Raw genomic sequence first — 19,807 nt, forward strand, 5'->3', positions numbered from 1 at the left:
GGTCATTCGCATCGCGCTCGCCCGCAAACTCCTGGTCCGCCTCAACGCCAAGGCACGCGATGCGCGCACCGCCTACGCCAATGCAACTTGACAACAGAGATAGTCGCTCACCCGTCTCGCCGCTACGCGGCGAGCCACCCTCTCCCACAAGGGGAGAGGGGAAGCACGTCTCACAGCCGAGCAACAGCCTTCTCGGCGCATTTCAGGAAAGTGCGGATCAGCGGACTCTGGGAGTCCCGCCGCCAGCAGACCGCGATATCGATGGAATCGGTCGCATCCCGCAACGGCCGGAACACGACCCCGCGCGGCGCGCCGAGCTGCGCGCAGGCGGGCAGGATTGCAAGACCCTCACCGGCGAGAACCAGGCTCATCGCCGAATGCACCGTCTCCACCCGGCTCGCAATCGGCATCACGATCTGATGCCGCCGCAGCAGGGCCGCGACCGCGGAGGAGGAGGGGTCTCGCTCCGGCGGCGGCAGCGCGATCAGTGGACGGCCCTGGAGTCGTATCATTGGCACCGCGCTCAGGCGCGCAAGCGGCGAACGGTTTGGCACCGCCAGCATGAACGGCTGCGCGCCGATCCGGGCCACCTGGATCTCGGGATGGTGGATCGCCGGCATGCACAGCGCGACCGTGACGCTGCGATCGAGCAGCCGCGCCTCGCGCGTCGAGGCACTGAGCTCGGCGAAATCGAGATCGACGCCGGGAATGGATCGCCGCAGTTCGGGGATGAGACGCGGCAGCATCGCGTTCGCCAGCACGAACATGTAGCCGACGGACAGCCGGCCACGGGTGCCGGCCGCGACCGCGCGCGCGGCTTCGATGCCGTCGGCCGCCAGCGCCAGCGCCTCGCCGGCGCGCGCCAGCAGTGCCTGGCCCGCGTCGGTCAAAGCCATGCCGCTTGTGCCGCGGCGGAACAGCCGCGCACCGACCTCGGCCTCCAGCTTGCGGATCTGGACCGACAGCGGCGGCTGCGCCATCCGCAGCCGCTCGGCAGCCTTGCCGACGCTGCGCGCCTCGGCGACGGCGACGAAATAGCGGAGCCGGCGAAGATCCATTGGCATACCGAAAACGTATGGGTTGATGTTCAAAATCGTATTGGCGGCGAGTTAACAAAACTGTCATCCTGGCTGTCAATGCTATCGGCCACCGGCGGCCGGCTTCGGAGCGATGTGACGATGAACGGTGATCCCTGCCTGCTGTCCGCAACCGTGCTGCGCGGCCTCATCGCGACAAAGCAGATCTCCCCCGTCGAGCTCACCCGCGCGGTGCTCGCCCGCGCCGAAGCGCTCCAGCCCGAGCTGAACTGCTTCATCACGATCTGCGGCGACGAAGCGCTTGCCGCCGCGCGTGAGGCCGAGCGCAGGCTGATGGCCGGCGAGCCGCTCGGCCTGCTGCATGGCATCCCCGTCACCGTCAAGGACATCGTCAACACCAGGGGCGTGAAGACCAGTTTCGGCGCCATTCCTTACAAGGACAATGTTCCGGACGAGGATGCCGTCGCGGTCGCGCGGCTCCGCGCGCAAGGCGCCATCCTGATCGGCAAGACCACGACGCCCGAATTCGGCAGTAAATGCCTGACCGACTCGCCGCTGTTCGGCCGCACCCGCAATGCGTGGAGCGCCGAGCGTTCGTCCGGCGGCTCGAGCGGCGGCGCGGCGGTGGCGGTGGCGAGCGGCATCGCGCCGCTGGCGATCGCGACCGATGGCGGCGGCTCGACGCGGATTCCCGCCGCCTGCAACGGCGTGGTCGGGCTGAAGCAGAGCAACGGCGTCATCCCGCACAGCCAGGCGCTGGACGTATTCGGCAACCAGACCTATGTCACGCCGATGACGCGAACCGTCGCCGACACCGCGCTGATGATGCAGGCGATGGCCGGCGAGGATTCTTGCGATCCCTGGTCGATCGGCGTTCCCGTGCCCGACCTCATCGGCACGGCCGCCCCGCGCGGGGATCTGCGTGGGCAGAAGATCCTGTACTGCCTGTCGCCGCCCGGACGCCCTGTGTCTACCGATGTTGCAGCCAGCTTCAAGGCGAGCCTGGATCGACTCGCGGGCCTGGGCGCCGAGCTCGAGGAATTCTCCGGCGAGGGGTTCGACATCGAGCCGATCTGGCGCGCCATCAACCATACGGTCTGGCGGACGCGCTTTGCAAAACTCGCGGCCGAGCATGGGGACGCGCTGAGCGAGGCCTTCCGGAAGCAGCTAGCGCTTGCCACCGACGTTAGCGGCGTCGCTTATCAGGAGGCGATGTTCGCGCGCACGGCGCTGTTCCGCCGGGTCCAGTCTCTGCTTGCGCGTGGGCATTTGCTGGCGACGCCGACCATCACCCGGACCGCCCTGCCGATCGATCAGGATCTGTTCGGCACCATCGAGATCGACGGCAAGCACTTTGACAGCGTCCGGCCGCACTGGTTCCCCTGGACCATGCCGTTCAACATGACCGGACACCCCGCGATCAGCCTGCCCTGCGGCTTCGGCCGCGACGGCCTCCCGATCGGCTTTCAACTCGTCGGGCGCTTCCGCGCTGACGCGGACTTGCTGCGCGCGAGCGCGCTGTTTGAGGCGTCGCAAGGGCTTCTGTCCCGTTGGCCCGGTTAAGGGTGAGGGGCATGCAAGGGACTTGTTTGCAAAGCACTTGCCTCCGGTGCCCGGACATGTTGATCGTGCAACGGATGAGCCCTGAATCCGAGCGCACATGAGCGTATTTGTCCTTCGACGTCTGCTGACCCTGCTGGCGACGCTGGTCGGCGCATCCGTGATCATTTTCCTGGTGCTGGATGCTCTCCCGGGCAACGCTGCGCAGATGCTGATGGGCGCCGACGCCTCGCCAGACGCGGTCCGCGCGCTCACGGTCAAGCTCGGGCTCGATCAGCCGCTGGCGGTTCGCTATTTGCAATGGGTCAAGGGTCTGCTGGTCGGCGATCTCGGCAACAGCTATGTCTACGGCACGCCGGTCGCAAGCCTGATTGCGGAGCGGCTGGTGCTGACCATTCCGCTCGCGATGATGTCCATGCTGATCACGGTGACGCTGGCGCTCTCGGCCGGCATCTACACCGCCGCCAACCACAACAAGCTCGGCGACGTCGGCGTGATGTCGCTGACGCAGGTGGGCATCGCGCTGCCGAATTTCTGGTTCGCGATCCTGCTGGTGCTGTTGTTCTCGGTGCGGCTGCAATGGCTGTCCGCGGGCGGCTTTCCCGGTTGGGAGGACGGCATCTGGCCCGGCATCAAGTCGCTGCTACTGCCGGCGGTGTCGCTCGCGGTGGTGCAGGCCGCGATCCTCGCGCGCGTCACGCGCTCGGCCGTGCTGGAAGTGCTGCGTGAAGACTTCGTCCGCACGGCGCGCGCGAAGGGCCTCGGCAAGCGCGAGGTGCTGTGGAAACACGTGCTGCGCAACGCCATGATCCCCGTGATGACCGTGATGGGCCTGCAATTCGCCAATCTGCTCGCCGGCACCATCGTGATCGAGAACGTGTTCTATCTGCCCGGCCTCGGCCGCCTGATTTTTCAGTCGATCGCAAACCGCGACCTCATCGTGGTGCGCAACTGCGTGATGCTGCTGGCCGCCATGGTCGTCATCGTCAATTTCGTGGTCGACGTGCTCTATGCCTTCGTCGATCCCCGCATCAAGGTCCACGATCTGTGAGCGCGCCGCTGACCACCCTCGTCGACGCGCCGGCCATCGCGCGCCCTCTGCCGGCCCGGACCTTCTGGCGCCGCGCGCTACGTCATCGCAGTTTCGTGCTCGGCGCCGCGCTGAGCCTGCTGGTGCTCGCCTCGGCGCTGCTGTCGCTGCTGTGGACGCCCTGGTCGCCCTATGAGATCGACATCGCTTCAAAGCTCCGGCCGCCCTCGGCCGCGCACTGGCTCGGCACCGACGTCTTCGGCCGCGACATCGTCTCGCTGCTGCTTGCCGGTGCCCGCTCCACCATCATGGTCGGCGTCATCGCGGTCAGCATCGGCCTCACCTTCGGCGTCTGTCTCGGCCTGATCGCGTCGGCCAGGCGCGGCTGGACCGAAGAGATCATCATGCGCTTCTCCGATTTCACCTTCGCCTTTCCGGCCGTGCTCTCCGCCATCATGCTCGCCGCGGTCGTGGGGCCGGGCATGGTGACCTCGATCGTTGCCATCGGCATCTTCCAGATCCCGACGCTGATCCGGCTGACGCGCGGCTCGGCCAACGCGATCTGGGCGCGCGAATTCGTGCTGGCCGCGCGTGCGGCGGGCAAGGGCAAGTTTCGCATCACCATCGAGCACGTGCTGCCCAACATCATGTCGATCCTGATCGTGCAGGCGACGATCCAGTTTGCGCTTGCGATTCTTGCCGAGGCCGCGTTGTCCTATCTCGGTCTCGGCACGCAGCCGCCGCAGCCGTCCTGGGGACGGATGCTGAACGACGCGCAGACGCTGCTGTTCCAGTCGCCGATGCTCGCGGTCTATCCGGGCGCTGCGATTGCAATCGCGGTGCTCGGCCTCAATCTGCTCGGCGACGGGCTGCGGGATCTGCTCGATCCACGACTGGCGCGGGAGCGATGACGATGGGCGAGCGCTCGACCATGCCGTTGATCGAGGTTGCTAACCTGGGCGTGCGCCTCAATACCAGCCGCGGGCCGGCACAGGCCGTGCGCGGCGTCAGCTTTGCCCAGAAGCGCGGCGAGACGCTCGGGCTCGTCGGCGAATCCGGCTGCGGCAAGTCGGTGACGGCGTTGTCGCTGATGGGGCTGCTGCCGGACAGCGCGGCCGTCACCGGCAGCATCAAGCTGGATGGCGGCGAACTCGCTGGTTTGTCGGACACGGATTATTGTCGGCTGCGCGGCAATCGCATCAGCATGATCTTCCAGGAGCCGATGACCGCGCTCAACCCGATGCACACGATCGGCCACCAGGTCGCCGAGCCGCTGCGGCGCCACAGGAAATTTTCGGCATCGCAGGCGCGGCGAGAAACGATCGCCTTGCTCGACCGCGTCGGGCTGCCCGATCCGGCGAGGCGCGTTGATGCCTATCCGCACCAGTTCTCCGGCGGCCAGCGTCAGCGCGTCACCATCGCGATGGCACTCGCCTGCGAGCCCGACCTTCTGATCGCGGACGAGCCAACCACTGCGCTCGACGTCACCATTCAGGGCCAGATCCTCGACCTCATCGCCGATCTCGTCGAAGAGCGCGGGATGTCCATGATCCTGATCTCGCACGATCTCGGCGTCATCGCCGAGAACGTGCAACGCATGATGGTGATGTACGGCGGCACGATCATCGAGAGCGGACCGACCGACGAGGTGTTCCGCCGGATGGGCCATCCCTACACGCAGGGCCTGTTCCGCGCCCGACCGAAACTCGGCGCACGCAAGGGGACGCGGCTGACGACGATATCGGGCACGGTGCCGGAACTCGCCGATCTGCCTTCCGGTTGCACCTTCGCCGATCGGTGTCCGCTCGTGATCGAGCGGTGCCGGGCCGCACTTCCAGCGATGGTGGACGTCGGACCCGGCCATTTCGTGCGCTGCATTCGGACCGACGTGTCCATGGCCGAACGCGTCGGAGCGCTGACCGTATGAGCACGGCACCTCTTCTCGACGTGAAGGATCTCGAGCAGCGATACACGCTGCCGCGCGAAAGCGTGTTTCGCCCGCCGGGGCAGGTGCGCGCGCTCAACGGTGTCAGCGTGCGGGTCGACGCCGGCAAGAGCCTCGGCATCGTCGGCGAGTCCGGTTCGGGCAAGTCGACCTTCGCGCGGGTGGTGATGGCGCTGGAGCGACCGACATCGGGGCAGGTCGCGCTGCTCGGCCGCGACCTCAATCGCATCTCGGCGGACGAGCTGCGTCGCGCCCGCCGCGATTTCCAGATGGTGTTCCAGGATCCCTACGGATCGCTCGACCCACGCCAGACCATCGCGCGTATCGTCGCCGAGCCGCTCACCGTGCTGGAAGACGCCGACCGGAATACGTTCCGTGCCCGTGTCTCCGCAGTGCTGCGGCAGGTGGGCCTGCGTGACGCCGACATGGAGAAATATCCGCATGAGTTCTCCGGCGGCCAGCGCCAGCGCATCGCCATCGCGCGCGCGCTGATAACCCAGCCGAAGTTGATCGTCGCCGACGAGCCGGTCTCCGCGCTCGACGTCTCCGTGCAGGCGCAAGTCTTGAACCTGATGCAGGACCTCCAGGAGCAGTTCGGCCTGAGTTACGTCCTGATCAGCCACGATCTGGCCGTCGTCGACTATCTCTGCGACGAGGTCGCGGTGATGTATCTCGGCCGCATCGTCGAGCAGGGCCGTCCCGAGGATCTGTTCGAGAGCTGCGCCCATCCCTATACGCGAGCGCTACTGGATGCCGTGCCGCGGGTGCGCGCCGGCGGCGGCCGGCGCCGGCGCGGGGCCCAGGCGATCGCCTCGCAATCGGCGGTCGCGACCGGGTGTCCCTATGTCTCGCGATGCGCGCTCGCCGACCGGCATTGCCGCGAGGTTCTGCCTGAGCTACGCAAGGTGGGCGACACGCATCTGGCCGCCTGCCACAAGGCGGAAGCCGTGATGGCGTTGCCGCAATTGCCCGCGGAAGGTTAGTGTCCGGGGCGGAATTGGCGTAGGCTGGGACGAGATGAAGGCCGGGGAGTTACGCATGTTCAGGAAACTATCGATCGTCGCATTCGCCGCCACGTTTGCCGTGGCGCCGTTGCCGGTGCTGGCGCAGAGCAAGAAGGACAGCGTCGTCATGGCGATGACGCTGGAGCCGCCGGGGCTCGATCCCACCAACGCGGCCGCCGCCGCGATCGCCGAGGTCACGCTCTACAACATCTACGAGACGCTGACCAAGATCAACGAGGACGGCTCGACCTCGCCATTGCTGGCGGAGAGCTGGACGGCCTCGCCCGATCTGAAGACCTATACGTTCAAGCTGCGCAAGGGAGTCAAATTCCACAATGGCGAGCCGTTCGACTCGGCCGCCGTGAAGTTCTCGTTCGAGCGCAATGCTGTCGCCACCAGCACCAACAAGGACAAAAGCCTGTTCCAGGGCTTCGCGAAGGTCGATGCGCCCGATGCCGACACGGTCGTGATCACCCTGAAGAATTCCGAGCCGAACCTGCCGTTCCTGCTGGGGCAGGCGAGCGGCTCGATCGTCGAGCCGAAGAGCGCTGCCACCAATATCACGCAGCCGGTTGGGACCGGGCCCTATCAGTTGGGCGCCTGGGCCAAGGGCTCCTCGATGACCCTGACCAAATGGGCCGACTATCGCAACGCCGCAGCGATCAAGCTGTCGAAGGTGACGATCCGCTTCATCTCCGATCCGTCGGCGCAGACGGCCGCGCTGCTGTCGGGCGACGTCGACGCGTTTCCCCGCGTATCGGCCCAGCGCAGCATCGCGCAGTTCAAGGCCGATCCGCGCTTCAACGTCCTGGTCGGCGGCTCCCGCGCCAAGACCATCGTCGCCATCAACCACCGCAAGAAGCCGCTCGACGATGTCCGCGTCCGCCGTGCGATCCTTGCCGCGATCGATCGCAAGGCGATGATCGACGGCGCGGTCGACGGTTTCGGCACGCCGATCGGCAGCTTCTACGTCCCGACTGCACTCGGCTATGTCGACACGACAGGCATCAACCCCTACGACCCCGAGAAAGCCAAGAAGCTGCTGGCGGAAGCCGGTGTCACCACGCCGCTCGAACTGTCGCTGAAGCTGCCGCCGCCGCCTTATGCGCGGCAGGGCGGCGAGATCCTCGCGGCCCAGCTCGCCAAGGTCGGCATCGTCGCCAAGATCGAGAACGTCGAATGGGCGCAATGGCTGTCGCAGGTGTTCGCCGGCAATGGTCCGCACAATTTCGACCTCACGATCGTCAGTCATGTCGAGCCGTTCGATCTCGTCAAGATCACCGAACAGGACTACTATCTCGGCTACAACAACGACGCCTTCAACGCGCTCTACAAGCAGATCGTGTCGACGCCGGATGAAGCTGCCCGTGCCAAGCTTCTCGGCGACGCCCAGCGCATGCTGGCGACCGACGCGGTCTCCGGCTATTTGTACCAGCCGCAGCTGATCACCATCACCAACAAGAAGCTGAAGGGCGTCTGGAAGGACGTGCCCCAGTACGAGAACGACTTCTCGACATGGGCGTGGGAGTAGGGACGCACAGGTCGATTGCGCGGTTTCGGTGACGATCTCTCCCAACCGAAGCGATAGTCACGAGGCCGGTCCAAACAAAAACCTGAAAAACAACCCCATGCACAGTAGCCGGGGGTAGTTATTTCAATGACTTGCGCGTCACGCGATCGAATGGCTTCGCGTTGCGCGATGCCGTTGACGCGTCGGGCAAAACACTGGCATGATGGCGTCATCGAAGAAGGCTGCGCCCGCTTGGTTTGATTCCGCCGGTTCGATGCTCCCCGACCTTGAACGTTCGGAACCCTCATGCGTTAGCTCGGCGCAGGATGGCCGCACGCCGTGCGATCCGGCGCGAGGGTATGCGGAGTTCGGTTCTTGCTCAAACTGTACAGGTGGCCATCCGACGACTGGCAGAAGATCGGCGCGCAGATGCCGTCCGAGATCATCTGGGCTGATCTCGTGGACGCGACCGCGGACGAAAAGCACTTCGTCGAACGATTGCTCGGAATACGCGTTCCGTCTGAGGATTCGCTCAGCGAGATCGAGGCGTCGAGCCGCCTGATCCTCGACAACGGCACGCTCTATCTCAGCTCGCCGGCGGTTCGGCTCAACGAGGACAACGAGGCGGAGATCACGCCGGTGGGATTCGTCATCGGCCCGCGCGTGCTGGTGACGGTGCGCTTTGCGCAGCTGCCGATCTTCGAGGACATCGGCAAGCGCATTGGCTCCGATGACAGTCTGGAGAACGGTATGTGCGTGTTCACCAGCCTGGTCGAGGCCATGGTCGATCGAGGCGCCGATGTCCTTGAGCATCTCGGCGCGAAGGTCGACAGGCTCTCGCGGGACGTCTTCAAGGGCGGGCTCGTTCGCACCAAGCGGCCGGTCCGCTCCAGCCGCAGGATGCGCGAGGCGCTGGAAAACATCGGCGAGTTGGCGGATCGGCTCGCGAAGGCGCGCGATGTCCTGCTTGGCGTTGGCCGTATCGCTTCATTCGCCGGCGATGTCGGGGGTGAATGGATCGCCGCCGCCTCGAAGAAGCGCCTCGAAGCCGTCTCGAAGGATGTCGCTTCGCTCGGCGATTACGAGACGCGATTGTCGGACAAGATCCAGCTTCTGCTCGATGCCGTGCTCGGCTTCATCAACATTCAGCAGAACGAGCTTTTCAAGATCCTGACGATCGTCTCGGTCGTCGGCGTGCCGCCCACGATCATGGTCGGCATCTGGGGCATGAACTTCAAGCACATGCCGGAGCTGGACTGGACGTTCGGCTATCCGCTGGCGTGGCTCGCCATCATTGCAAGCGGCGTGCTGCCGCTGATCTGGTTCAAGCGCCGCGGCTGGTTCGAGTGAAGCCGCGGCGCACCGACAACGATGCGCCGCTCTTCGGGATCAGACGACTTCGGCGGCGAATGTGCCGATCCAGTCGCGGGCGAGCGTCAAATCGGCTTGCGACAATTGATGGCCTGCCGGCAACACTTTGTGTTCGACCCGCGCTCCGGCTTCCGACAACAGCGAGGCAAGCTTCGCCGAATTGTTTGCCGGAACGATCGGATCAGCCTGCCCTGACAGAAGCAGGACGGGCTTGCCGCCAAGCTCGGCCTTCGGCGGATCCGACAGCGGCACCATCGCGCGGAGCAGGATCGCGCCTGCCAGCACGTCCGGCTTCAGCAACAACAGCGCGGCTGCGATGTTGGCGCCGTTGGAGAAGCCGACCGCGACCGGCGCGGCGAGGCCGTATCGCTGCCGCGCCTCCGCGACGAAATCGCCGAGCTCGTGCGCACGGCGGCGCACGTCGTCCTCGTCGAACACGCCCTCGGCCAAGCGGCGGAAGAAACGCGGCATGCCGTGCTCGAGCACGCGGCCGCGCGGCGAGAGCATAGCCGAGCCAGGCGAGATCATCCTGCCAAGTCCGAGCAGGTCGTTCTCGTCGCCGCCGGTGCCGTGCAGTAGCAGGAGAGGAGGGGAGCCCGCGCCGGTCGCGGGCTCGAAACGATGGACGAATGAACTCTCGGTCATGACACGCTCTCTGCCAAATTCGGCAACACAGCCTCGATCTGCTTGCGCTGCGCTTCGAGGAAGCCAGGCAGCTTGAGGTCGCGTCCCAGCGTCGCAACGGGCTCGTCGACGGCGAAGCCGGGGATATCGGTCGCGATCTCGAACAGCACACCGCCGGGCTCGCGGAAGTAGATCGAGCGGAAGTAGTTGCGGTCCCTCTGCTCGGTCGGGTGCAGGCCGTGATTGCTCACGAGCTTTTGCGCCATCTTGCCCTGCTCGGCGTCGTCGACCGCGCGGAAGGCGATGTGATGCACGGAGCCGCCACCTTGGTGCCCGCGCAAAAAGCCCTTGGCTTCGTAGATGTCGACCACGCTGCCTTCGACATCGCCGGACGCCTTGAAGCGGATCACGGAGCCTTCGCGCGCCGTCTCCTTGAAGCCGAACACGTCGGTGAGGACGGCAGCCGTCTTCGCCGCGCTGTCGAGCAGCAAGGTCACGCCGTGGAAGCCGCGGATCGCATGTTCGGCGGGAACGTCGCCATTGCTCCAGCCGGGCTCGCTGTCGGCGCCGGGGACACCGACGAGCGCGAGCGCCATGCCATCAGGGTCTGTGAACGGCAGCACGGACTCGCCAAAGCGCTTCTCCAGCGCCTCGTAGGCGATGCCCTTTTCGACGAAGCGCTGCGTCCAATAGCCGAGCGAGCCTTGCGGCACGCGGAAGGCGGTCTGGTGCGTTTCGCCGACGCCGCGGCGCCCGGCCGGCACGCCGGCCCAGGGAAAGAAGGTCAGGATGGTGCCGGGGCGGCCGGTCTCGTCGCCATAGTAGAAGTGGTAGGTGCCGGGATCGTCGAAATTGACCGTCTTCTTGACGAAGCGCAGGCCGAGATCCCGGGTGTAAAAGCCGAAATTCCTGATGGGGTCGCCCGCGATCGCGGTCACGTGGTGCAGTCCAGACATTGTCGTCCTCCTGAATTCGGGGAGCGGTCTTGCTCTGACAGGAAATATCGTGCCGCTTTGGATTGGAGACAATCCATGCAAATATGACGTCTATGTCTACGATTTGGAAACAATCGAGGGAGCCGGCGCTTGGATAAGATCGCCAGCCTCCGGGCCTTCGTAAAGGTGGTCGAAAGCGGCAGTTTTGCCGAGGCGGGCCGGCAGTTGCGGCTGTCACGCTCGGCGATCAGCAAATACATCGCCGACCTCGAAGAGAGCCTCGGCGTGCAGCTCCTGAACCGGACCACGCGCCATGCGAGCCCGACCGAGAACGGCCAGCGCTATTTCGAGCGCGCGGTCGTCATCCTGTCGGAGATCGAGGCGGCCGACCAGGCCGTAGCGCAAGCCCAGTCGGCGCCGCGCGGCCTGTTGCGCGTCAACGCGCCGATGTCGTTCGGCACCCTGCGGCTCGGGCCGGTGCTTGCCGATTTCATGGCGCGATATCCGGAGCTGCAGCTCCAACTCGTGCTCAGCGACGACCTGCTCGATCCCGTCCAGGACGGCTTTGACGTGACCTTGCGCATCGCGGAATTGGAATCGTCGAGTTTGATCGCGCGAAAAATCATGCCGGTGGCGCGCATGATCTGCGCTTCGCCCGATTATCTTGCACGTCACGGCACACCGAAACATCCGCAGGATCTGCGCGAACATGCCTCGTTGACCTACGGCTTCCTGCTTACGGGCAATCAGTGGAAGCTCACTGGCACCGACGGCGATCACTGGATCCAGCCGGCCTGGTCGCTCTGCGTCAACAATGCCGAAGTGCTGCGCGATGTCGCGGTCAAGGGCAGGGGGCTTGCGCTGCTCCCGGAGTTCATCGCCGCCGATGCCTTGAGGAAGGGCGAGCTGCGAACTGTGCTGGACGATTATTCCGCGCCGCCGCTTGCGCTCTATGCGGTCTATCCGCCGACCCGACATCTCTCGGTGAAGGTGCGGCTGTTCATTGATTTCCTGGTTGAGCGTTTTGGCTGTGAGGGCGACGAAGCCGGCGGGAGCAGACATACAGAGGCCAAGCTATAGATCCATGGATCTGCCGGCAGGAGGGCTTGCAAGAGTCCGTCCGAGACCAAACGTCGCGAGCATTGTGAGCTGGTTCACAACCGCTCGTCAGTGTTTCTGGCAATGTAACGCGTAGTGCGGCTGTGCGAATGGATTCAGCCGATTGCAGATGCCTTATTGTTTTGGAGGCACGCTATGATCGATCAATTTTTCACAGCAATCCACCTCGACGCCGCGCACCTTGTGGCGGGAGTGTTGACGGCCTTTTACGCCGGACATCGTTTTGCCACGCCTAGGACGCTCAGGTCAGAGACAACCCGCTTTCAGTATTACAGCAGTTACGTGACGTATATCATTTCGTGCATCGGGCTTCTGATGTTCTTGAGCTGGACCCTTGCCCACAAGCCCGAATTGCTTGGTCTCCTGTACTCGCCAAGCCCCATTCCTGAAGGATTGAAGAGCCTTGATGCGCCACTTGTGGCCGCGCTTATCCTAACGACGTTGCTGCCATCGGTTCCTGTTCTGCGGGACGTTGACGGTGCCATGCTGCGTTTTTTTCACCGTATGGGCGCGATCCCGCTTGGAGCTGTTCGTTGGGCGCAGCGGATCAACATGACGCAGCTTACGATTTCTGAAAGATTGGTCGCAGACACTAAGTTTTATATCGCCAACAGCACGCTTCTGCCTGACTCTCTAGCCGCGCAGCTGCAGCCCGATTTCACCTTGGACAGCGTGCGCTTTCGGTTCACGCGATGTCTGGCGCTCTACGTTGCCTTGAGCAATCTGCCCGGTTGGACTGCTTATTCCGCCGACTTTCCCGAAGAGCGAGCCACTTTCGAGAAGAAGATGAGCAGCTTCTTCGCTCAGTCCGTGGCGTTTTTCACTCTCACAAGTCAGATCGCTGAGCGTCAGCTTGAGCCGGCGGCGGAGCCGGTTGACCAGTTTCGTTCTTATGCACTCGAAGCCTACGAGGACATTCGGTTGATGCTTGCCAGAGTGCTCCTGTACAGTTGCAATAGCGACAGCGAAGTCGCTCACCAGTTTGCAAGGATTGGCTTTTCCATTCAACGGCCGTCTCTGATCCGCCTGCCGTTAAATCTGCTGAGCTTGGACTTCGCCGGGGTTGTCGCGCTGTTCGTCATAGTGACGATTTCCCTGGCCGGCGGCGATTTGGGCAGGGCATTAGGCATCGGGATGCTTGTGGCGGTCAATCAGTCAATCGCGGCGGTGTGTGCCCTCGCACCGAAGCAGTTGTGGAATTTTGCAGATTATCGTTGCGTCAGGGAAAGGCCTACTCTGTCTTATCTGATCTCTGGCGCATGTACCCTCACGATAACGCTGCCGATTTCGTTTTGCTTCTATCTGCTTCGGGCGCATTTTCCAGTAGATGCCGTTCATCCGATCCTGCCGTTCGTGGCCCAGGCCAAATGGCTGCTGCTCCCCACCGTGCTTTCAATAGCATTGGCTTTTGCGTGTGACGATACAATCGAAGCGGATCACGAACCGTGGTGGCTCAGGTGGGCGGAGAGCGCCGGGCTGGCTGTACTCATGGGCTTTTCGGGCTTTCTCGTGATGCGCTGGTTGAGCGTGAACCAGCCGACAGTACAGCACCTGCTGTTGATACCGTGCCTGCTCAGCGCCTCAATCGGTGCGCTCTTTGGGGTCACGATTCCGTACTGGTATCGAAAAACCATGAGAGGAGGAGAGTTGGAGGCGACAAAGCCGGTGCAGTCGAGTGCGGAAAAGGTCGCCCCGGCAGTCTGATGTAAGGCGCCTGCCTTGATCTGGACTGATAAGGCTCACCAGATTTTTCTTCGGGCCCAAAATAAGAACTCGAGCGCATCTAGCTGATCGTACGCTGCTCCGCCGGACGAAGCAGATCGTCCAGCGCGCTCATCGAGGCCTCTCGAAGCGCAGCGAGCTCACGGGCGGCGCCCTGGCATTCGGGCGAGGTCATCGTGAGTGCCGCCAGCTCGACCTCACGGCAAAATTCAAACAGGCGGACCAGGCCGAGCGCGCTCGCGCCGCTGCCGAGCTGGTGTGCGGATCGCGCGAGCTGCGTGGGATCGCCAATCACTGCTGCCTTGGCGATGTCCTCGACCAGCTTTGCACTGGTCTGTTCCAGCAGGTGGTGGAGTTTTGCGATCTGCGCCGCGCCCAGCAGCTCCTTCTGGTCGTCAAGGAAATGCCGGTCGATCAATGCGCCTGCGGCGAGTTGCGGCACGGCTGGCTGGTTCTGGGCATCGTCCTCGATCGCCTCGCGCAGCGCATTGATCAGGATCGGCTTGCTGACGATCCTGGCAATGCCCGCGCCCGCGAGCCGCTCGCGGGCGCGGCGCGACATGTCGGCGGTTACCGCGATGATGCGCGGCATGGTCGGCAGACCGAGCTTGCCGATTCGCGATGCCGCCTCGACTCCGTCCATGTCGGGCATGTGCAGATCCATCAGGATGATGTCGAACGCCTGATCGCGGGCGAGCGCGATGGCCAACGCGCCGTTCGTGGCGATGGTCGCGTGGTGGCCGAGCCTCTTCAACATCGCTTCGCCGACCTCGCAATTGACGGGGTCGTCGTCGACCAGCAGCACGCGAAGCTGCCGCGATGGCGGCTGAACCGCGCCTTGCGCGATGTCGGTCGTGGCGAGACCAAGCGGTACCTCAAGCATGAACGAGCTGCCCGTGCCCGGCGTGCTCGCCACCGTCAGCTCGCCGCGCATCAGGCGGGTGAGGCGCCGCGCGATCGCCAGTCCAAGGCCGGTGCCGCCGAACCGCCGCGCGATGCTGTCGTCGGCCTGGACGAAATCCTCGAAAATCCGCTCGTGCATGTCGGGCGCGATGCCGATGCCGGTATCGCGAACGGTGATGCGCAGCAGCACATGATCGTCATGTCCCTCGGCGGCTGCACTCAAGCCGATGCCGCCGCGCGGGGTGAACTTGATCGCGTTGCCGATCAGATTGAGCAGAATGCGATTGAGCCGCACCGGATCGCCGTGCACGGAGGTGTTGACCGTCGCATCGCAGGCGAGATCGAAGGAGAGGCCCTTGCGAGAGGCCTGCGGACGCATCAGATCGGCCGCCGTCTCGATGAGCTGGTCGAGGCGGAAATCGCGGGTCTCCAGAGTCTCGGCGCTGGCCTCCAGGCGCGCATATTCGAGGATGCCGTCGACCAGCGCGATCAGCGTTTCGCCCGACGCGGCCGCGGTCGTGAGGTGACGCCGCTGCGCCTCGCCGAGGCTGCCATCGTCGAGCAGTTGCAGCACGCCCATGACGCCGTTCAGCGGCGTGCGCAGCTCGTGGCTGACGACCGCGAGAAAGCGCGATTTGGTCTCGTTGGCCGCCACCGCCGCGCTACGCGCGCGCTCGGCGGCATCGTGCTCGGCAAGGGCCTGGTCGCGGGTCTTTTCCAGTTCGGAGGTGCGCTCAATCACCTTGCGCTCGAGCGTCGCATAGGATTCGCGCAAGTGAGCGGCCATCCGGTTGAATTGATCGCCGAGCGCCTCCAGCTCGTCACCGGTCTTGATCGCGAGCCGCAGGCCGAGGTCGCCGCTGCCGATCCGCCGCGCACCCTGCGTCAGGATCTGGATCGGCACGGTCATGCGCCGGCTCAGAAAGAGGGAGACCAACACCGCACATGCCAGCAGGATGACCAGGAGAAAAGTCGAGCGTCCGATCGACGCATAGATCGGTGCATAGGCTTCGGTGAGCGGGAGCTCGACGAACACCAGCCAGCCCAGCGAGGGGACCGTCGCGTAGGTCGACAGCACGCGTTGACCGGACAGATCCTCCTTGACCAGGCCGCCCGAGGGCGGCCCGACGCCATCGAGCGCGGCGCGGACGTCGGCATGGCCGGAGAGATCGCTGCGGCGCAATGCCGGCCACAGATCGGGATGCGCGATCAACAGCCCCATCCGATCGACCACATAGGCCTTGCCGGTGTTGCCGACCCTGATCCCGGCGACGAGGTCCCAGATGAAGCGAAGATTGACTTCGGCGACAATCACATCGGGCGTGAGGCCGGTCCCGCGCGTGGCGAGCGTCATGAACGGCTCGGTGTCGCCGAGGAAGTAGACCGGCCCGTAATAGGCGCGGCTTTCATTCGCGCCGCGGAAGGCCTGCGAAGCGGAGAGGTCGGCCTTGCTGCCGATCCTGTCCGCGACACGGCGCGACACGCGCACCTGCTCGCGGCCTTGGGCGTCGAGCTCGGCGATTTCCGCAATCGCAGGCGAGAGGCGCAGGAGGCGGATGGCGTTCAGGCGCTGGTCCTCGTTCGTGGACAGTTCCGGGGGCAGGCGCGAGAGCCATCTGATCTGGTTTTCGATCTGGCCGATGAACTGGCCGATCTGGATGGCGGCGCTTGCGGCCTGCTCGCGCTGGGTCGCCGCCAGGAGCTGCTTCTGCTCGCGATAGGAGAACCAGACGTCGAAGCCGGTGTTGATGGCGAGCGCGGCAAAAGCGAGCGCGACGATCGAGTAGAGGTATTTGCGGAACAACCGGCCGGGAGGTGGCCGCAAATCTCCCTGGTCGATCGTCTCGTTCACTCGCGGATCTCGTCGGCGCGCGCGAGCAGCGTGAATGGTATCGTCAGATCCAGCGTGCGGGCGACCGTGCGGTTGATCAGGAGTTCGTATTTTCGCGGCGATTGCACCGGCAGATCGCCGGCCTTGGTGCCGCGCAGGATGAGATCGACATAGTCAGCCGAGCGCACTTCGAGCGTCGGCCCGTAGCTCATCAGGCCGCCCGCATCCATGAAATAATGGAACGGGTAAATCGTGGGCACGCGATATTTCGCGGTTGCCGCGATGATCGCCTGCCGGTTGACCACCAGAAAGCTGTCGACGAGCGCGATCATCGCCGCCTTGGGCGGTTCGGTAAAGCGCCTGACGGCTTCGTCGATCTCCGTCGGCGCGCTCACGGGGGCGGGGACCACGGACACGCCGGACAGGGCTGCCTCTTGCTCGATGGAATCGAGGAAGAAGCGGCCGCCGCGAGGTGTGGTCGCCGGGTTGAACAGGATGCCGACACGCGCAAGATCCGGCACGGCCTCCCGGATGAGCTGAAGCCATTTGCCGCCCATCTCGGCCGTGCTGTTGGTGAAGCCGGTCACGTTGCCGCCCGGATGGGCCAGGCTTTCGACGAAGCCGTTGCCGACGGGATCGTTCGCGGTCGCGAACACGATCGGGATGGTTTTGGTGGCTTCCAGGACGGCCGCGGTTTCGACCGTCGAGCCGGTCAGGATCACATCCGGATTGAGCGCCAGCAATTCCTGCACCGCGGTCTTCAGCCTATCCGGTGCGCCGAAGGTCGAACGGAGCTCGAAGCGGAAATTGACGCCTTCGACCCAGCCTCGCTGCCTCAAGCCCACGATGAGGCCGCCCAGGCGAGAGGTAGGGCTGTCGATCATGCTTCTTCTGGTCAATTCGTCGTCGAGCCGCAATGCGGTCAGCGATGCGACGATGCGCATGCGATCAGATGTTGCGCCGAGCGCCAGCCAGCCCGCAGCGGTCGTGCCCGCAAGCCGAATGAACCCGCGGCGATCCACCGCGAGAGCGGAAGGCCGTTCGGTCATGGATGTCTTTGCATGATGGTTTGCCCCAACCCGATGCTTAGCGCGAACAGCCGGCGTCCACAATTGATGAAAAAATGCGTTTGTGACTGTTCATTCGCACGTTTGGCAGCCCGATACCGTATTCCCTACGCCGGCAGCCGCACGCAATGACGACGGATTTCCGACGTGGCCTGATTAACGCCGCAGGGTGAATTCCGCTGCGCCGCGCCGCTGTTCCCACTTCGCCTGTTCCAGCTCGGGCCGGTCGCATTCGATTTCCGGATAGCCGATGCAGAGATAGGCGATGAATTTCCAGGTATCGGGCACGTCGAGAATGGCGTGGATGCGATCCGGATGGAGGATCGAGACCCAGCCAAGCCCGATGCCCTCGGCGCGCGCGGCGAGCCACATCGCGGTGATCGCCGCGACCACGGAATATTCCGTCGTCTCCGGCATCGTCGCGCGGCCGAGGCCGTGACCGGTGTCGCTGGCCTTGTCCGCGAACACGGCGAGGTGACCCGGGGCCTGTTCGAGACCCGAGAGTTTCAGCGTAGCATAGCGCGCTGCGCGCTCACCGGCATAGGCATTCAATGCGTCGGCGTTGCACGCTTTGAAGTCGTCGATTACGGCGCGACGCCGCGCGACGTCGTCGACGATGACGAAGCGCCAGGGCTGGCTGAGGCCGACCGAAGGCGAGAGACAGGCCGTCTCGATCAGGCGATCGATGGCGCCGTCCGGCAGCGGATCGGCGCGAAAGCGGCGCACGTCGCGACGCCACACGAACAGCTCGCGCAAGTGCTGGCGGAAAGTGTCGTCGAATTGGACCATCGCGTCACCCTCCGATCTGGAAAGCTGCGGCAACCAGCAGGATCAGAATCTCGCCGGTCTGCTCGAACGCGCCGAGGATGTCGCCGGTCTGCCCGCCAATCTGGCGGATGGCAAGTCGCGCCAGCATCAGGCCGGCGAGGGAGAGCAGGATCAGGCTCACCAGCGCCTTGCCCGGCCCAAGCGCGAGCGTGAGCGCGAGGGTTCCAACGGCGAAGGCGATCGCAACGCTGCGGCCCGGCGGTGATCCGGCGCTCGCCGACAGGCCGTCAGGTCGCGCAGGCGCGACCTGCGACATGAATGCCGGCAAGCCGGCGCGGGCCGCAGTATGCGCAGCGCACAGCGCGAGCGCGACCGCCCACGGATTGGCGATTGCCGCAAGCGCGCTCCAGCGTAGGCCGAACGACAGGATCAGCGCGCAGACGCCATAGGTGCCGATCCGGCTGTCGCGCATGATCTCGAGCTTGCGCTCGCGGGTGCGGCCGCCGCCGAGCCCGTCGGCGGTATCGGCAAGGCCGTCCTCGTGCAGCGCGCCGGTGACGAGGGCGGTCGCGGCCAACGCGAGCAGGGCGGCGAGGCTCGGTGTCAGACCGAACCGGCTCGCGAGCTTGTAGACCAAGGCGCCGGCAAGGCCGACCAGCAGTCCCGCGACGGGCAGCGCCCAGGTCGCGCGCGCGACGGTGCCGTCAGCTGCGGGCTTCGAAGGAGCGACCGGGAGGATCGTCATGAACGATGCCGCCATCCTGAGATCGGCGATGACGTCGGGCAAGAATTGGTCGCGCGGCATCATTTCAGTTTCATCGGTAGGCCGGCGACGATGAATTCGACCTCGTCGGCGACATCAGCGATGATCTGGTTCATGATCCCGGCGGCGTCGCGAAAGCTGCGCGCCAGCGCGTTGTCGGGCACGATGCCGAGGCCGACTTCATTGGTAACGAGAACGACGGGGCTTTTCAAGCGGGGCAGGGCGCCGGCAAACTCGCTCACCTCTCGTTCCCAATCGCGCTCCGCATGCATGAGGTTGGAGAGCCACAACGTCAGGCAATCGACGAGCCGCGCGCCGCCGCCGTCGGTTGCGACCAGCGCGGGGACGAGATCGAGCGGCACTTCGCGTTCGATCCAGTCGGTTCCGCGGCGCGCGCGATGCCTCGCGATGCGCGCCTCCATTTCGGCATCGAGAGCCTCGGCCGTCGCGACATAGACCGGCTGCCCGGGAAAGGCGCGCGTGCGCATTTCCGCGCGCTTGCTCTTGCCCGATCGCGCTCCGCCCGTGATCAAGATGACGGTCATAAAGGTCTCCTGTGGGCCTGACTAATCACCAAACGCGACCAAAAACAAAGCCGAAATCCGCCAATCGGGGACT

At 64.8% G+C, this 19,807-nt stretch carries 17 protein-coding genes; 9 read left to right on the top strand and 8 right to left on the bottom strand.

The window, feature by feature from the left end:
- Positions 1-170 precede the first annotated feature (170 nt).
- Positions 171-1,058, bottom strand: coding sequence for a LysR family transcriptional regulator (locus AC0L3C_RS09030; RefSeq protein WP_473258316.1), 888 nt, complete (start codon positions 1,056-1,058; stop codon positions 171-173).
- 120 nt (positions 1,059-1,178) lie between these two features.
- On the opposite strand from AC0L3C_RS09030, the gene AC0L3C_RS09035 reads away from it, so the two are divergent.
- From AC0L3C_RS09035 to AC0L3C_RS09065, 7 genes are all read left to right on the top strand, one after another.
- Positions 1,179-2,600, top strand: a complete 1,422-nt coding sequence (locus AC0L3C_RS09035) for an amidase (protein ID WP_473407722.1) — start codon at positions 1,179-1,181, stop codon at positions 2,598-2,600.
- Positions 2,601-2,697: 97 nt separating this feature from the next.
- Positions 2,698-3,648 (top strand): ABC transporter permease, encoded by a 951-nt coding sequence (locus AC0L3C_RS09040; protein ID WP_473258311.1) that lies wholly within the window; start codon positions 2,698-2,700, stop codon positions 3,646-3,648.
- Positions 3,645-4,538, top strand: a complete 894-nt coding sequence (locus AC0L3C_RS09045; protein WP_473258305.1) for an ABC transporter permease — start codon at positions 3,645-3,647, stop codon at positions 4,536-4,538. The genes AC0L3C_RS09040 and AC0L3C_RS09045 overlap by 4 nt, the downstream gene beginning before the upstream one ends.
- 2 nt (positions 4,539-4,540) lie before the next feature.
- Positions 4,541-5,554 (top strand): ABC transporter ATP-binding protein, encoded by a 1,014-nt coding sequence (locus AC0L3C_RS09050; RefSeq protein WP_473407723.1) that lies wholly within the window; start codon positions 4,541-4,543, stop codon positions 5,552-5,554.
- Entirely contained in the window at positions 5,551-6,555 is a 1,005-nt protein-coding gene (locus AC0L3C_RS09055) for an ABC transporter ATP-binding protein (protein ID WP_473407724.1), read from the top strand. Before AC0L3C_RS09050 ends, AC0L3C_RS09055 begins: the two co-directional genes overlap by 4 nt.
- Before the next feature lie 55 nt (positions 6,556-6,610).
- Positions 6,611-8,107 carry an ABC transporter substrate-binding protein gene (locus tag AC0L3C_RS09060; RefSeq protein WP_473407725.1) on the top strand — a complete coding sequence of 499 codons (1,497 nt, stop codon included), beginning with the start codon at positions 6,611-6,613 and terminating at the stop codon, positions 8,105-8,107.
- A 354-nt stretch (positions 8,108-8,461) separates the two neighbouring features.
- Entirely contained in the window at positions 8,462-9,436 is a 975-nt protein-coding gene (locus AC0L3C_RS09065; RefSeq protein WP_473407726.1) for a magnesium transporter CorA family protein, read from the top strand.
- Positions 9,437-9,475: 39 nt separating this feature from the next.
- Here AC0L3C_RS09065 and AC0L3C_RS09070 read toward each other — a convergent pair whose 3' ends face one another.
- Positions 9,476-10,102, bottom strand: coding sequence for an alpha/beta hydrolase (locus AC0L3C_RS09070; protein ID WP_473407727.1), 627 nt, complete (start codon positions 10,100-10,102; stop codon positions 9,476-9,478).
- Entirely contained in the window at positions 10,099-11,037 is a 939-nt protein-coding gene (locus AC0L3C_RS09075; protein ID WP_473277815.1) for a ring-cleaving dioxygenase, read from the bottom strand. Before AC0L3C_RS09075 ends, AC0L3C_RS09070 begins: the two co-directional genes overlap by 4 nt.
- Positions 11,038-11,166: 129 nt before the next feature.
- Between AC0L3C_RS09075 and AC0L3C_RS09080 the strand changes: the two genes are divergently transcribed.
- Both AC0L3C_RS09080 and AC0L3C_RS09085 read left to right on the top strand, forming a co-directional pair.
- Positions 11,167-12,096: a LysR family transcriptional regulator gene (locus AC0L3C_RS09080; RefSeq protein ID WP_473258288.1), complete on the top strand. Its 930-nt coding sequence runs from the start codon at positions 11,167-11,169 to the stop codon at positions 12,094-12,096.
- A 174-nt stretch (positions 12,097-12,270) separates the two neighbouring features.
- Complete coding sequence (locus AC0L3C_RS09085; protein WP_473407728.1) at positions 12,271-13,839, top strand: hypothetical protein; 1,569 nt, start codon at positions 12,271-12,273, stop codon at positions 13,837-13,839.
- Between the two features lie 79 nt (positions 13,840-13,918).
- Here the strand turns inward: AC0L3C_RS09085 and AC0L3C_RS09090 are convergent, their stop codons facing one another.
- The 5 genes from AC0L3C_RS09090 to cobU form a co-directional block, all read right to left on the bottom strand.
- Complete coding sequence (locus AC0L3C_RS09090) at positions 13,919-16,612, bottom strand: hybrid sensor histidine kinase/response regulator (RefSeq protein WP_473258281.1); 2,694 nt, start codon at positions 16,610-16,612, stop codon at positions 13,919-13,921.
- Positions 16,609-17,640, bottom strand: a complete 1,032-nt coding sequence (locus AC0L3C_RS09095; protein WP_473277818.1) for an ABC transporter substrate-binding protein — start codon at positions 17,638-17,640, stop codon at positions 16,609-16,611. The genes AC0L3C_RS09090 and AC0L3C_RS09095 overlap by 4 nt, the downstream gene beginning before the upstream one ends.
- Before the next feature lie 174 nt (positions 17,641-17,814).
- The gene (gene bluB / locus AC0L3C_RS09100; RefSeq protein WP_473407729.1) at positions 17,815-18,447 is read right to left on the bottom strand and encodes a 5,6-dimethylbenzimidazole synthase; all 633 of its coding nucleotides are present in this window, start codon (positions 18,445-18,447) and stop codon (positions 17,815-17,817) included.
- Positions 18,448-18,451: 4 nt separating this feature from the next.
- On the bottom strand, positions 18,452-19,234 hold the full coding sequence (gene cobS / locus AC0L3C_RS09105) for an adenosylcobinamide-GDP ribazoletransferase (protein WP_473407730.1): 783 nt from the start codon (positions 19,232-19,234) through the stop codon (positions 18,452-18,454).
- Entirely contained in the window at positions 19,231-19,734 is a 504-nt protein-coding gene (gene cobU, locus AC0L3C_RS09110) for a bifunctional adenosylcobinamide kinase/adenosylcobinamide-phosphate guanylyltransferase (RefSeq protein WP_473258268.1), read from the bottom strand. The genes cobS and cobU overlap by 4 nt, the downstream gene beginning before the upstream one ends.
- Positions 19,735-19,807: the final 73 nt, after the last annotated feature.

It is taken from the genome of Bradyrhizobium sp. WSM4872 (assembly GCF_055811715.1).